Below are 14268 nucleotides of genomic sequence, written 5' to 3' on the forward strand. Positions count from 1 at the left end.
TTAAAAAGTTATCCACAAAATCAGTATTATCAACTGTTTAGCAGATTTTCAATCAAAAAGAAGGCTAAATTTGTCATCAAAAAGTAACCTAAGAAGGCCTAATTAGTTGCAACTGTGGACAAAGAGAGTCAACAGGTGTGTTCTTGACTTATCCACAGGTTGTGAAAAACTTTCTTTTTAAGATTTATCTAGGACTTTCACGTTTTTATCTTGTGGAAAAGTGAACATAAAAAAAGAAGTTATAAACAGCTTATTTAAAACTGTTTATAACTCTGTTTAAATCGTCTAAGGTCTTATAGGTGATACTCAGCGTCCCTGAGCCATCTTTTTTGGTATGGATTTTCACGTCAAGCCCTAACTTTTCTGCTAGGGCACGCTCCTCGTGGCTGGTAAAGGGATCCTTGCTTTCTTTTTTGCTAGGTGCCTTAGCCTTTAGTTGCTTTTCCAGCTGACGGACAGTGAGCTGCTCCTTTAACACTCTTTGATACCATGCAAGCTGAGTGTCCTCTTTTTCTAGTGTCAATAGAAGTCTGGCTTGCCCTGTGCTGATGTGACCCCTTCTTAAGCCTTCTTGGATGCTTTTAGGCAGCTGCAAGAGCCTAAGGCTATTGGTGATGTAGGGGCGTGATTTGCCCATAAATTGTGCTAATTCTTCATGGGTTAGCTCTTTTTTATTGATCAGCTGCTGGTAAGCCAGCGCTTCTTCTATGGGATCAAGATCGCTACGTTGTAGATTTTCAATGATGGCTTGTTGCATACTCTGCGTGTTATCAAGCTGCTTTATGATGGCAGGAATTTCTGTTAGTCCTGCTAACTGCGACGCTCTTAGCCTACGCTCGCCTGCCACTAACTCGTAGCCAAAAATATCGGATGGACGCACGATAATAGGCTGAATAATCCCATTTTGACCAATGGAAGCTGCTAGTTCTTCTAACTCTTCTTGTTTAAAGTGAAGCCTGGGTTGGTAAGGGTTGGGGCTGATATCCTTGATCGCAATCGTTGTTAATCTGTCTTTCGTCATAAATTGTCCTAGTCATTAAAGTATGATAAAAAGGTTGAGCATGCTCAACCTTTTTTGCGAGACGAGCTCGCTAATATTGTACTATATCTGAGTCAAAATCACTAGGAGAAAATCACTCGCTAGCAGAGCTAGAACTTGAGGTCAAATCTTTACTTGATTTTGTTAGTTTAATGTCAACGGTTTTCTTAGTTGTTCCACGGTAGAAGGTAGCCTTGATAGTATCTCCGATGCTATGGTCGTAAAGGAGACTTTGTAAATCACTCGTTGAAGTAACGGCTTCACCGTCAATTTCAGTGATGACATCATATTTTTCAAGTTTACCACTAGCAGGCATACCAGATTGTACAGAAGCAACCACAACACCATTTGTCACACTTGTTGGGATATTGAGCTGGCTGATGGCGCTTGTCGATAGGCTGCTAAGGTCCGTCATGGAGATACCAAGAGCTGGACGTGTGACTTGACCATTCTTTTCAAGCTGGTTGATGATTTTAACAACATCGTTTGATGGAATGGCAAATCCCATACCTTCGACAGAGTCCCCACTTGATAGACTAGATGATGACGTGCTTGAAATCTTACTTGAGTTGATACCGATGACTTGTCCTTCGATATTGATGAGAGGACCACCAGAGTTACCTGGGTTGATAGCAGCATCGGTTTGGATAGCGTTTGTTGAGATGGTTTGTCCGCTGTCATTAGTTGTTGTCACGGTACGGCTAAGACTTGAGACGATACCTTGCGTTACAGAGTTGGCATAGTCTGTACCAAGAGGGCTTCCGATAGCGATAGCTGTTTCTCCAACCTTGATAGTAGATGAGTTAGCAAATTCAGCAACGGTAATATCCTTCACTTTACTTGATTTAATCTTAACGACAGCAAGGTCAGAGTAAGTATCCGCACCGACTAGTTCACCAACAACTTTTGTGCCATCTGAGAGCTGAATCTCGATTTGTTGAGCACCGTCAATAACGTGGTTATTGGTAACGAGGTAAGCAGTATCACCGTCTTTCTTGTAGATGACACCAGACCCTTCACCATAAACAGACAAGCCGTTATCTGTAGTATCAGAGCTTGAGCTATTGTCTTGGCTATTTTGACTATCACCGCCAAAAAGTCGCCCGTACAAATCAGAGCTAGAACTTTGTGTTTTTTGGTAATTGATAACCGAAACAACAGCTCCTTGCACTTTTTCAACCGCCTTAGTAGTGCTATTTGAATTATTATAGACCACCTTACCAGCAACTGTTGTTGAGTTTGAGCTGGAGTTAGAACCAAGAGGGGTTTTCAGGATAATAAGCGCTCCTAGAATACCACCGATAAATCCGATGATAATCACGACCAACCATTTTCCCCAACCTTTGAAAAATGTTGCGATAGACTTCATAAAAAAACTCCTTAGTCAATTCATTTTTACTAACAATATATCAGCAGACTTAATTAGACCTTAAAGGTTCTCTTAAAAGTTATCCACAGGCTGTGGATAATAAATGACCTTTGAAGATTTCTTACGCTTTTACGCTATTTCTAGCTTCTAAAAATACTTTTTCACTTGTGGAAAAGCTGTTTATTTTCTGTTTATATGGTAAAATAAAAATATGAAAGTAAAAATCATCACCGTCGGAAAACTAAAAGAAAAATACCTCAAAGAAGGTATCGCAGAGTATAGCAAACGTCTCAGTCGCTTTACCAAGTTAGAGCTGATTGAGGTGCCAGATGAAAAGACACCTGATAATGCGAGTGAGGCAGAAAAAACAGCTATCATGGCAAAAGAGGCAGAGCGTATCTTAGCCAAAATCTCTGAGTGTGAGTATGTCATGGCACTTGCGATTGAAGGACAGCAATTTCCTTCTGAAACTTTTAGTCAAACATTAGCCAATGCCACATTAAGCGGCTACTCGACCCTCACTTTTATCATTGGAGGAAGTCTTGGCTTAGCTCCTGAGGTCAAAAAAAGAGCCCACCAGTTGGTGAGCTTTGGCAAGTTAACCCTACCACATCAATTGATGCGACTGGTTCTTATTGAGCAGATTTACCGAGCCTTTATGATTCAGCAAGGTAGCCCTTATCACAAATAAAAGGTAAGAAAAAAATGATTCCAGCAGGATTCGAACCTGCGACCGTTCGCTTAGAAGGCGAATGCTCTATCCAGCTGAGCTATGGAACCACGACAACACTATTCTAACAAAATTGACCGCTAGTGTCAATAAGCTTGCAACTAAATAGGCTGACAGCAAAAAGCACCAGTGAGCTATCTTATCGGTGCTTTTAAAGTGTTTAATGTTCTTCTTTGTGGCAGACAGCTTCTATGTTGTTACCATCAGGGTCAATAAGATAGTCAGCATAGTAGTTAGGGTGGTAGTTTTCACGCAAGCCAGGATCACCATTACTTTTAGCCCCTGCCGCTAGCCCTGCCTGATAAAAAGCATCGACCTGAGCATGCGTATCCGCATGAAAGGCAATGTGCTGAGGCTCAGCTTCCCCTTGGTTCAGCCAGAAATCGCCCATGGGGTCACAATCGTTAGGCTCTACAAAGCTAGCAGATTGCGGAAAATCCGCTGCTAGTTGATAGCCTAGAGGTTGCAAAACCTTTTGATAAAAATCCTTGCTTTTTGTAAAGTCTTTGACTTTAATACCGAAATGATCAATCATAAGAGGTCCTCCTTTTTCAAGGTCATTGTAACAAATTGGACAACTAGTGTCAACGAGCTTGAGACTAGTAAAATCGAGTTCTTTCTGATAATAGTCTTGAATGGGATTGACAGGGTGAAAAGAAAGGTGGAAACATTTAGGGCCTCTCTATTTGTGCCATCTCTTTTTTTCTTATTGGAAAAAAGAATGAAAAAAATAATTTTTTTCAAAAAAGTGCTAGACAAAAACTTTTTTTCTGCTATAATAGTAAGAGTGATAAGGACAGTTCCTTTTCTGGTCCGTTGGTCAAGGGGTTAAGACACCGCCTTTTCACGGCGGTAACACGGGTTCGAATCCCGTACGGACTATAGTAAAACTGCTTAGCAGTTTTTTATTTATCCGGCATAGCTCAGTTGGTAGTAGCGCATGACTGTTAATCATGATGTCGCAGGTTCGAGTCCTGCTGCCGGAGTGATAAGGCAACTAAGAGACGTTTTATAACGTCTCTTTTTTAGCTTTAAAAATGAGCTATCAAAAAAGAGACAGGATTCCTGTCTCTTTTAGTGTTTTGCTCTTTTCTTTTGGACGTAGAGATAGCCAAGAAAACCACTGATACCAAGGAGAGAAAGACCGACTCCTGCTGTGAGCCCGTTTGGCACAAAGGTAAGTGTTACTGTGTGTTTTCCTTTAGGAACATCAACCACCATAAAACCGCTTTGCCCTTTGCGTATGGTCGCTTTTTTTCCGTCGACTTTAGCAGACCAGCCACTATCATATGGCAGTATAAAGAAGAGAGAACTTGCTTTGTCTGCTTGATAGTGAGCGGTGACGTGATTGCTGTGGGTGCTAACAGAGACATCCTTTTGGTTTATAATCGTCATTGCTTTTTGGTAACTGGCAATATTCAGACCATAGAAGTGTGGTTCTTGGAAACTGACACGCTGATTTTCTGGGAAGGTGATGGTAGTTGTGACGTCCTCATTGGCGTCAAATTCTCCCAAATCAAAGAAGGTATAGGCATCGTCTGTGGTGTAATGAACTGTTTTACCGTTGATGGCGATAGCAACATTTTCTTGATTGGTATTTGAAAATAGGATATTTGGCATGCTGAGGTAGACTTGGCTTTTCTCTGTTGTTTTAAAGCTGTAAGTGACAGAAGCAGTGCCATTGTCTACTTGTTGCGTTGTTACTGTCTTGTCAAGCTGACTAGCTCCACTGACCAATTGAGATGATAAGCGGGAAAAATAGCTGTCATGAAGCCCAGTGAGCTGATTGAGAAGGGCAGTTTGATTGTCCAGTGTGTTAACAGTGAACTTGACATCTTTGTAAACACCGTTTGTTAGGATGGCGAGTTGGCTAGCATTGCTATTTTCATATAGACTGACAGCATCTTCAGATGCAACTAGAGAGAAGCCATACTTAGTAGGAACATCCTCTGAAGCAAGCACATACTTGATACCAAACAAACTATCAGCAATCAAGGTATTATTTTGATAGCGCAGGTTGAGGTTGGTACCGGTAGACTTGTACCCCAAACGGTCAAGCATGCTACTAGAGAGCCTGTTACGGATAGATGAGAATTGTGAAATCCCATTGTAGCCAAACTTCATACTGTCATTTCCTGTCTGAGGAAGATTACGCTCCGTTCGGAAAAAGGTCTTGGTTCTCTCTTTACTCAGAGCGACGAGTTTACTAATCTCTGTTAGCTGCCGTTCGTAGCCTTCTCTTGTTGGAAAAACCCATTCGTCTTTGACACCAGTAATCTGAGCATGTGTGTTGAAGGTCACCTCTAAGACGGTGAACAGTAGGATAAAACTAACAAAGATGGTCTTTGTAAACCAGCCTTTTTTCCAGCTGATGATGAGCACTATGTAAACCAGTGTAAAGATTAGCGTAAAGATAAAGAGGTAGTCTGTCAAGAAAGGATAGTGTTTTCTTGCGATAAAAGTAGCGATAAAACCAAGACTAGGGATAGCTATACCTAGAAGAGAGCGTCTCAGTTGATTTTCTTTTAGGTAGGTCAATGTCTCTCCAGCTACCACAATCATAAGGAGCGAAAAGACCCAGGCATAGCGATGTAAAAACATATTTGGTGCATGCATGCCTTGCCAAAATAAGTCAAGTGGCTGCAGATAAAAACTAGCGATCAAGAAAGCAAATAAGCAAGCATAAGCTAGTCGTATTTTCCAGTTGATTTGCTTTAGAGTAAAGAAGATGAGTGTCAAAAAGAGAGGAAACAGTCCCACATAAATCATGGGAAGCGCTCCAAATTTAGTGGTGTCATAGCTTCCCACTAGATTTTTAACAAAGAAGTCAAGATACCAACTATCTTCTGTAAAGAGAGTTGTCAACTTTGTCAACTCCTCACCGTGCGTTGACAAGTCAAGATATGTCGGAAGTAGCATGACACAGCTGGTCAGTGCAGCAAGTAGTGATATGAAACCAAACCGCACGAAGCTAAGGAGACGTTCTTTCCAAGCCGTCAATCGACTGAGTAAGGTAATGCTGTAGAGCACCAGAAAAATCGCCATCATAAATCCAAAATAATAGTTTTGGATGAATAAAAGAGAGAGCGCCAGATAATAGAGGAGGACTTTTCGGTTTTTGATGAGACGATCTAGCCCTAAAATAATCAGAGGCGCTAGTATAAAGACATCCAGCCACATGTTAATCTCAATCTGACTCATGGCAAAACTCATCAAACTATAGGACAAGGAAAGTGCTAGAGCAAGGGCTCTATGCAGTTTTGTGTAGAGTTTGGTGAGCATGTAGTAGCTAGAGATCCCCATTAAGCCAACCTTTATCAAGGTAAACAAATAGATGGCGTCAGGCATAGTCTCAAGATTAAAGAAATAAACAAAGGGTGACAAGAAACTTCCAAGATAGTAGCTGATAAGCGCATAGAAATTTAACCCTAGCCCACTTGTAAAGGTGTAAAAAAGACTGTCCTGACCATGGAGGATATTACGCAAATTTTGAGCAAAAATCACATATTGGTGAAAGCCATCACTGGCTAGAATAGTTGTAGGACTGTTCCAATAGATATTTTGTGTCAGTAAGATAAAAGCTAGAATCGCTACAGGCAGGAGAAAACTGCACAGGTAATAAAAGGTTTTCTGGTATTTTTTCAAAAATGCCATAGTTACTCCTTGTCTAGGGCTATAAAAGAATCAAGTCTGAAGCCCTCTAGTGCTCCAGACTTGCTGAATGTTTATTACGATTTCCAAAGCTCAGCCACTTTAGATTGAACCTCTGCATTGTCCAAAAACTCGTCATAAGTCTCATCAATACGGTCAATGACACCATTTTTTGAGATAACAATGATGTGGTTAGCTAGGGTTTGGATAAATTCGTGGTCGTGACTAGCAAAGATGATAGATTCTTTAAAGTCTTTGAGTCCGTCGTTTAGACTAGAGATAGACTCCAAGTCTAAGTGGTTGGTTGGGTCATCAAGGATGAGAACGTTTGACTTGAGGAGCATGAGTTTTGAGAGCATGACACGCACCTTCTCACCTCCTGAGAGGACGTTGACAGACTTGTTAACCTCATCACCTGAGAAAAGCATACGTCCCAAGAAGCCACGCAAGAAAGTATTGTCGTCTTCTTCTTTGCTTGCAAATTGGCGTAGCCACTCAAGAATAGACTCATCTGTTACAAAATCTTTAGAGTTATCTTTTGGAAGGTAAGAACGGCTTGTGGTTACCCCCCATTTGATAGTGCCTTCGTAATCAATATCATCCATAAGCGCACGAATAAGAGCAGTCGTTTGGATGTCATTTTGTCCGATAAAGGCTGTTTTATCCCCTGGACGTAGGATAAAGCTGATATTGTCCAAAATCTTTTCGCCATCGATGGTCACAGAGAGGTTTTCCACCGTGAGTAAGTCTTTTCCAGTTTCACGCTCAGAGACAAACTTGATAAATGGGTACTTGCGACTAGATGGCACGATTTCTTCGAGTTCAATCTTATCCAGCATTTTCTTACGAGAGGTTGCTTGTTTAGATTTAGAAGCGTTAGCGGAGAAACGAGCGACGAACTCTTGCAGTTCCTTGATTTTTTCTTCGGCTTTAGCGTTGCGGTCTGCTTGCAATTTAGCAGCGAGTTCACTTGATTGTTTCCAGAAGTCGTAGTTACCAACGTAGAGCTTGATTTTTCCAAAGTCAAGGTCTGCCATGTGGGTGCAGACTTTATTTAAAAAGTGACGGTCGTGAGAAATGACGATAACGGTATTTTCAAAGTCAATGAGGAAATCCTCAAGCCAAGTGATAGACTGGATGTCAAGACCGTTGGTCGGCTCGTCAAGGAGTAGCACATCAGGCTGACCAAAGAGTGCTTTTGCAAGGAGGACTTTGACCTTGTCCCCATTTGCTAGCTCACTCATGTTTTGGTAGTGGAGATCTTCTGGGATATTGAGGTTTTGGAGGAGTTGTGAAGCCTCACTCTCAGCTTCCCAACCACCAAGCTCAGCAAAGATACCCTCAAGCTCAGCAGCACGCACGCCATCTTCATCTGAAAAGTCCTCTTTCATGTAGATGGCATTTTTTTCTTTCATGATGTTGTAGAGTTTTTCATTTCCCATGATGACAACATCAATGACACGCTCTTCCTCGTAGTCAAAGTGATTTTGACGCAAAACCGAGAGACGCTCATCTGGTCCTAGTGACACATGCCCAGTTGTAGGCTCAATATCACCTGCTAAGATTTTTAAAAAAGTTGATTTTCCTGCACCGTTGGCACCTATGAGACCGTAGGTATTGCCTGCTGTAAAGTTAATGTTGACATCATCAAATAATTTTCGGTCACTAAAGCGTAGCGACACGTCAGAAACTGTTAGCAAATTCTTTCACCTCATTTTTTATTGCATCTTCATTTTACCTAAAAAGTGTTGATTTTTCAACGGACTACATCGGCGGAAGAATGTCGTCTGTTGCTTTATGGTACTGCTTTGTCAGACTAAAGCCACGCCCCATAACTTGACTAGCAGGCATGGCAATGATAAAGGCTGTTTCGTCGTATTTAAGGATTTCTTTTTGCAAGCGGGGAAACTCGATACTAGAGACAGTGGTCATCAGCATTTCCTTTGTCCCACCTGTAAATCCTCCGATGATTGGCCACTGGCTAACACCACGGTCAAGCGTGTTTGTGATATAATCTCGAACTTGCTTGGTTTCTTTGGTAATAATCATAATATTTTTAGACGCATTAAAGCCAGTACTGATAATCTCTACCACATAGGAGATAGTAATCAGAGCTATAATAGAGTACATCACGGTATCCGCATCAAAGGCAACAAGACTAATCCCCACCACAAGACCGTCAATGAGCACAAGGACAACGCCAAAAGGCAGTGGTGTGTACTTGTGAAGAATTTGTACGATGATACCTGTCCCTCCAGTAGAAGAATTGCCAAGAAAAACAAGTCCAAGTCCAGCTCCAACGATAACCCCACCAAAAAGAGCTGCTAGTAATTGATTGTCAGTAACATTTGGAAAGTTAGCCGTCATCTGGATAAAAATGGGATAAATCAGTGAGCCATAAATGGTTTTAAGAAAGACCCCTCTCCCCAAGAAAACAAGGCAGAGCACTAGCAGTGGGATGTTACTTGCCATAACAAAGGTCGCAGGAGTCCAGCCAAAAAGTTTTTCAAAACTGACCGCTAATCCCCCAACCCCACCTGAGGCGATATGGTTGTGTAAAAACATGACGTTAAAGCCGACAGCTGAAATGAGTGATCCAACAGTCACCAAAAAGAAATCAAAAAGTTTTTTAGTCATTGCGTCCTCTTTCTTACTTATGACTCTATTATCACAAAAGCTTTAGAAGACGTCAAGAACCTTATTCTAACTTGACAAACAAGGGGAAATAACATAGAATAAAGGTGTTATTCAGAAGGGTTATCACAAGTGATTTATAGAGAGTTGGCGGTGCTGCAAGCCAGCAATTACAAGATGACTTTGGGCTGATGTTTGACGTGAAACAAATACATAAGTTTCAGGACTAGCACCCCTTAGCGTGCTTCTTCTTTGAAGAGTGAGATGAGTAGTTACACTACTTAATCGAGGTGGTACCACGTTATAGAGACGTCCTCGCACAGCTAGCTGTGCGAGTTTTTTTGATAAATATGATAAAAAAAGAATGGAGTAATTATGATAAAACCAGTTATTTTGACAGGCGATCGCCCGACAGGAAAATTGCATTTGGGGCATTATGTAGGAAGCTTAAAAAATCGTGTGCTTCTGCAAAATGAAGATAAATACAAAATGTTTGTCTTTTTAGCAGATCAGCAAGCCCTAACAGACCACGCCAAAGAATCAGCGATCATCAAAGAGTCTATCGGAAATGTCGCTCTAGACTATCTGTCTGTAGGTCTTGACCCAGAGAAGGTGACCATTTTCATTCAGAGCCAGATTCCAGAGCTAGCAGAGTTGACCATGTACTACCTCAATCTCGTTTCTGTAGCGAGATTAGAGCGCAATCCAACGGTTAAAACGGAGATTGCTCAAAAAGGTTTTGGCGAGTCTATCCCGTCTGGTTTTTTGGTCTATCCTGTGTCACAGGCAGCGGATATCACAGCCTTTAAAGCGAATTTTGTCCCAGTTGGTAATGACCAAAAGCCTATGATTGAGCAAACTCGTGAAGTGGTGCGCACCTTTAACCACACCTATAAAACAGATGTCTTGGTGGAGCCTGAAGGGATCTTTCCGCAAAATGAAGCTGCTGGACGTCTTCCTGGGCTTGATGGCAACGCCAAAATGTCAAAATCTCTAGGAAATGGGATTTACCTCTCAGATGATGCGGATACCGTTCGTAAAAAAGTCATGTCCATGTACACTGACCCTAACCACATTCGTATCGAAGACCCAGGGCAAATCGAAGGCAACATGGTCTTTCACTACCTTGATATCTTTGGACGTGAGGAAGACAAGGCAGAAATTGCAGCCATGAAAGAGCACTATCAACGTGGTGGACTTGGCGATGTTAAGACCAAACGCTATCTTCTTGAGATTTTGGAGCGTGAGTTGAGCCCTATTCGTGAGCGTCGCCTGGAGTATGCCAAAGACATGGGTGAAGTGTTCAATATGCTGCAAAAAGGAAGTGACAAGGCACGTGAAACAGCAGCGCAAACTCTATCTGAAGTCAAAGCTTCCATGGGTATCAATTACTTCTAAGCATTTTAGAGATTCTGCTAACGAGACTTGTTAGCAGAGTTTTTATTTCTGCAAATTTTCTGACAAATGGTGGAAGGAGTATCATTTTAAAAAATAAAATAGAAGTAGTTGACAAATGATTTTAGCGTGATATGATAGTAACAATAACCCTTAGGACAGGGCTTGTAAGGTCTTGTTACTAAATAGAAAAGAGGAACTGTAAATGTCAAATTGGGACACTAAATTTTTGAAAAAAGGATTTACTTTTGATGATGTCTTGCTCATCCCTGCGGAAAGTCATGTACTTCCAAATGAAGTCAATATGCAAACCAAACTTGCTAAAAATTTGACATTGAATATTCCTATTATTACAGCAGCCATGGACACTGTTACTGAAAGTCAAATGGCAATTGCGATTGCACGTGCTGGTGGACTTGGTATCATCCACAAAAACATGTCTATCAAGGCACAAGCTGAAGAAGTCCGTAAGGTAAAACGTTCAGAAAATGGTGTTATCATCGACCCATTCTTCCTAACTCCAGACAATACTGTCTCAGAAGCTGAAGACCTTATGCAACGCTACCGTATCAGCGGTGTGCCTATCGTTGAAACCCTTGAAAACCGTCAATTGATTGGTATCATCACAAACCGTGATATGCGCTTTATTTCAGACTATAACCAACCTATCTCAGCACATATGACAAGTAAAGATCTTGTCACAGCTCCTGTCGGTACAGATCTTGAGACAGCTGAGCGTATCTTGCACGAGCACCGTATTGAGAAATTACCACTAGTTGATGAAGAAGGGCGCTTGTCAGGGCTTATTACTATCAAGGATATTGAAAAGGTTATTGAGTTTCCAAATGCTGCCAAAGATGAGTTTGGACGTCTTTTGGTTGCAGCTGCGGTCGGTGTGACATCAGATACTTTTGAGCGTGCAGAAGCCCTCTTTGATGCAGGTGCAGATGCTATTGTTATCGATACAGCGCATGGTCACTCTGCTGGTGTTCTTCGTAAAATTGCAGAAATTCGCGAGCACTTCCCAGATAAGACACTTATTGCTGGTAACGTTGCAACAGCTGAAGGTACACGTGCCCTTTATGAAGCTGGTGTTGATGTTGTTAAGGTTGGTATTGGACCAGGTTCTATCTGTACGACACGTGTCGTTGCTGGTGTCGGTGTTCCACAAATCACAGCGATTTACGATGCAGCAGGTGTGGCTCGTGAGTATGGCAAGACAATCATCGCAGATGGAGGTATCAAGTACTCTGGAGATATTGTTAAAGCTCTAGCAGCAGGTGGCAATGCAGTAATGCTAGGTTCTATGTTTGCAGGAACCGATGAAGCACCTGGTGAAACAGAAATCTTCCAAGGACGTAAGTTTAAAACATACCGTGGTATGGGCTCAATTGCAGCCATGAAAAAAGGCTCAAGCGACCGTTACTTCCAAGGTTCTGTCAATGAAGCTAACAAACTCGTTCCAGAAGGAATCGAAGGACGTGTGGCTTATAAAGGCGCAGTCGCAGATATCGTCTTCCAAATGCTTGGTGGTATCCGCTCAGGTATGGGTTATGTCGGTGCTTCTGACTTACACTCTCTCAGAGAAAATGCCCAATTTATTGAAATGTCTGGTGCTGGTTTGAAAGAAAGCCACCCACATGATGTTCAAATCACAAACGAAGCTCCTAACTACTCCGTACAATAATAAAAAGAGGTGTCAACCTCTTTTTATTATTGTAAATAATTTGTCAACGCCAGTGTAAAATAAAAACAGAAAACAAGCTCAATTGAGCTTGTTTTCTTGTAAATGTGTGTAAAATATATGTAAACACAACTGTAAACGATCACTCTTTTTCATCAAGTAAATGACCAGCTTCAATTGTAAAGAGTTTCAGCTCATGTGGCAAGTCTTTGAAATGATCAATGCTTGTTGTGGTCATAAAGGTTTGAACATTATTATCTTTGATGGCTTGTAGGAGTTTTTCTTGACGAGTATAGTCGAGCTCACTCATAACATCATCAAGCAGCAAGATAGGCGATTCCTTAGTTGACGCCTTAATCAGATCGATCTCTGCTAGCTTTAGTGAGAGGATAAGACTACGCTGCTGACCTTGGCTACCAAAGGAAGCATTCAGTTCATTGATGAAAAAAGCTAAGTCATCTCGGTGCGGACCAACACCTGTATTTTTTTTGAACAGGTCACGCTTCCTAGATACTTCCAGTTGTTTTATGAATTGCTCTTCAATCTCGTTAACAGCTGTAAATGAAATAGACGAGAGATACTGGATAGACAGGTGCTCAAGCCCATTTGAGATCGTGAAATGGTGCTTATCTGCTTGATTTGACAAGTCTTTGATAAACTGATAGCGGTGTTTGATGACACGACTGCCATAGTGGATGAGTTGCTCATCAAGTACAAGGAGATATTCCTTATCCACCGTCTCAGCCGTTTTCAAGTAGCTATTTCGCTGTTTAAGCACGTGATTGTACTGGGATAAGTCAGACAAATAAAGTTGCTTAATCTGCCCCAAATCAATATCAATAAACTTCCGTCTAAGTGCAGGCGCTCCCTTGACCAACTGTAAATCCTCTGGAGCAAATAAGACGACGGTCATATTTCCGATATAATCAGATAATTTTGCTTGTTTCAAGTAGTTGAGTTTGGTTATGCGTCCATGCTTAGAGAGATGAATGTCAAGAGGCAATTTACCATTTGTGCGAACGAGAGAACCTGAGACATGCAGAGAATCTTTTTGAAACTGTATCAACTCTTTGTCTGAGCGTGTCCTGTGACTTCTTGTCAGCGCCAAAAAATAAATAGCTTCTAGAAAATTGGTCTTTCCCTGTGCATTTTTCCCAATGAAAATATTGAGCGTAGGTGAAAAGCGAGCTTCTAATGTATCGTAGTTACGATAGTTTTGAAGGGTCATTGACTCTATCCACATAGCCTACATTCCTGGAAAACGGGGTTTTTGCTTCTTGTTTGCCCGAGCTTTTTGGGCTTTATTGTCTTGGTTCATTTTTTGCACAATCTTTTTGACCCGTTCTTTTTCACTGAGAAGTTCTTCTCGTTCTTTGATTTCATCGGCACTTGGCTCTGTGATAGTGATGGTCATGTCTAAATCGGGAATGACAACAGTATCTAAGAGTCGCAATTTACGGCCTCGACGAGTTTCTTTTTCGTCATTAACCAGCACTGTCGTCTCTTGTAGAAAACTTTTAACAGCTCCGCCACTTTGAATAATGCGTAAATCTTTTAACAGCGATTGTAAAGTAATATAATCATCAAATAATGTATAGTGCATAAGTTCCTCACAGGTATTGATAGTAGTATTATACCATAAGCTGATAAAGAACGAAATGTTTAGCTACCAAGGAGGTTGACGAGCTTGTAAAAGTGACGCTTACAGTAGGAGGAAGTGGTAAAAAATGGTATAATGTGAGGTAAGATTTTCAAGAAAAGGACCA

The 14268-nt window shown here is 41.3% G+C and carries 11 protein-coding genes and 3 tRNA genes; 5 read left to right on the plus strand and 9 right to left on the minus strand.

Annotated features, from left to right (window positions below):
* Positions 1-250: 250 nt before the first annotated feature.
* Both AALA56_RS03595 and AALA56_RS03600 read right to left on the minus strand, forming a co-directional pair.
* Positions 251-1021, minus strand: coding sequence for a ParB/RepB/Spo0J family partition protein (locus AALA56_RS03595; protein WP_369908785.1), 771 nt, complete (start codon positions 1019-1021; stop codon positions 251-253).
* Positions 1022-1133: 112 nt separating this feature from the next.
* Positions 1134-2408, minus strand: coding sequence for a S1C family serine protease (locus tag AALA56_RS03600; protein WP_369908786.1), 1275 nt, complete (start codon positions 2406-2408; stop codon positions 1134-1136).
* Positions 2409-2619: 211 nt separating this feature from the next.
* On the opposite strand from AALA56_RS03600, the gene rlmH reads away from it, so the two are divergent.
* A complete protein-coding gene (rlmH, locus tag AALA56_RS03605; RefSeq protein ID WP_369908787.1) occupies positions 2620-3099 on the plus strand; it encodes a 23S rRNA (pseudouridine(1915)-N(3))-methyltransferase RlmH in 480 nt (159 codons plus the stop codon).
* A gap of 15 nt (positions 3100-3114) precedes the next feature.
* Here rlmH and AALA56_RS03610 read toward each other — a convergent pair.
* Together AALA56_RS03610 and AALA56_RS03615 are read right to left on the minus strand one after the other, a co-directional pair.
* A tRNA-Arg gene (locus AALA56_RS03610) sits at positions 3115-3188 on the minus strand.
* Between the two features lie 110 nt (positions 3189-3298).
* Positions 3299-3673 carry a VOC family protein gene (locus tag AALA56_RS03615; protein ID WP_369908788.1) on the minus strand — a complete coding sequence of 125 codons (375 nt, stop codon included), beginning with the start codon at positions 3671-3673 and terminating at the stop codon, positions 3299-3301.
* 275 nt (positions 3674-3948) lie between these two features.
* Between AALA56_RS03615 and AALA56_RS03620 the strand changes: the two genes are divergently transcribed.
* Positions 3949-4020, plus strand: a tRNA-Glu gene (locus AALA56_RS03620).
* Between the two features lie 30 nt (positions 4021-4050).
* A tRNA-Asn gene (locus tag AALA56_RS03625) sits at positions 4051-4124 on the plus strand.
* Positions 4125-4212: 88 nt separating this feature from the next.
* On the opposite strand, the gene AALA56_RS03630 is transcribed toward AALA56_RS03625, so the two are convergent.
* From AALA56_RS03630 to AALA56_RS03640, 3 genes are all read right to left on the minus strand, one after another.
* Positions 4213-6792 carry a YfhO family protein gene (locus tag AALA56_RS03630; RefSeq protein ID WP_369908789.1) on the minus strand — a complete coding sequence of 860 codons (2580 nt, stop codon included), beginning with the start codon at positions 6790-6792 and terminating at the stop codon, positions 4213-4215.
* A 74-nt stretch (positions 6793-6866) separates the two neighbouring features.
* On the minus strand, positions 6867-8489 hold the full coding sequence (locus AALA56_RS03635) for an ATP-binding cassette domain-containing protein (protein ID WP_369908790.1): 1623 nt from the start codon (positions 8487-8489) through the stop codon (positions 6867-6869).
* 64 nt (positions 8490-8553) lie between these two features.
* The gene (locus tag AALA56_RS03640) at positions 8554-9426 is read right to left on the minus strand and encodes a YitT family protein (protein WP_369908791.1); all 873 of its coding nucleotides are present in this window, start codon (positions 9424-9426) and stop codon (positions 8554-8556) included.
* 372 nt (positions 9427-9798) lie between these two features.
* On the opposite strand from AALA56_RS03640, the gene trpS reads away from it, so the two are divergent.
* Positions 9799-10821, plus strand: a complete 1023-nt coding sequence (gene trpS, locus AALA56_RS03645; protein WP_369908792.1) for a tryptophan--tRNA ligase — start codon at positions 9799-9801, stop codon at positions 10819-10821.
* Positions 10822-11023: 202 nt separating this feature from the next.
* Positions 11024-12505, plus strand: a complete 1482-nt coding sequence (gene guaB, locus AALA56_RS03650; protein WP_369908793.1) for an IMP dehydrogenase — start codon at positions 11024-11026, stop codon at positions 12503-12505.
* Between the two features lie 139 nt (positions 12506-12644).
* Here guaB and recF read toward each other — a convergent pair whose 3' ends face one another.
* Positions 12645-13745, minus strand: a complete 1101-nt coding sequence (gene recF / locus AALA56_RS03655; protein ID WP_369908794.1) for a DNA replication/repair protein RecF — start codon at positions 13743-13745, stop codon at positions 12645-12647.
* A 3-nt stretch (positions 13746-13748) separates the two neighbouring features.
* The gene (yaaA, locus tag AALA56_RS03660) at positions 13749-14105 is read right to left on the minus strand and encodes a S4 domain-containing protein YaaA (RefSeq protein ID WP_369908795.1); all 357 of its coding nucleotides are present in this window, start codon (positions 14103-14105) and stop codon (positions 13749-13751) included.
* Positions 14106-14268 lie beyond the last annotated feature (163 nt).

The organism is Streptococcus hyointestinalis, from assembly GCF_041225505.1.
GTDB classification, from domain to species: Bacteria; Bacillota; Bacilli; order Lactobacillales; family Streptococcaceae; genus Streptococcus; species Streptococcus hyointestinalis_B.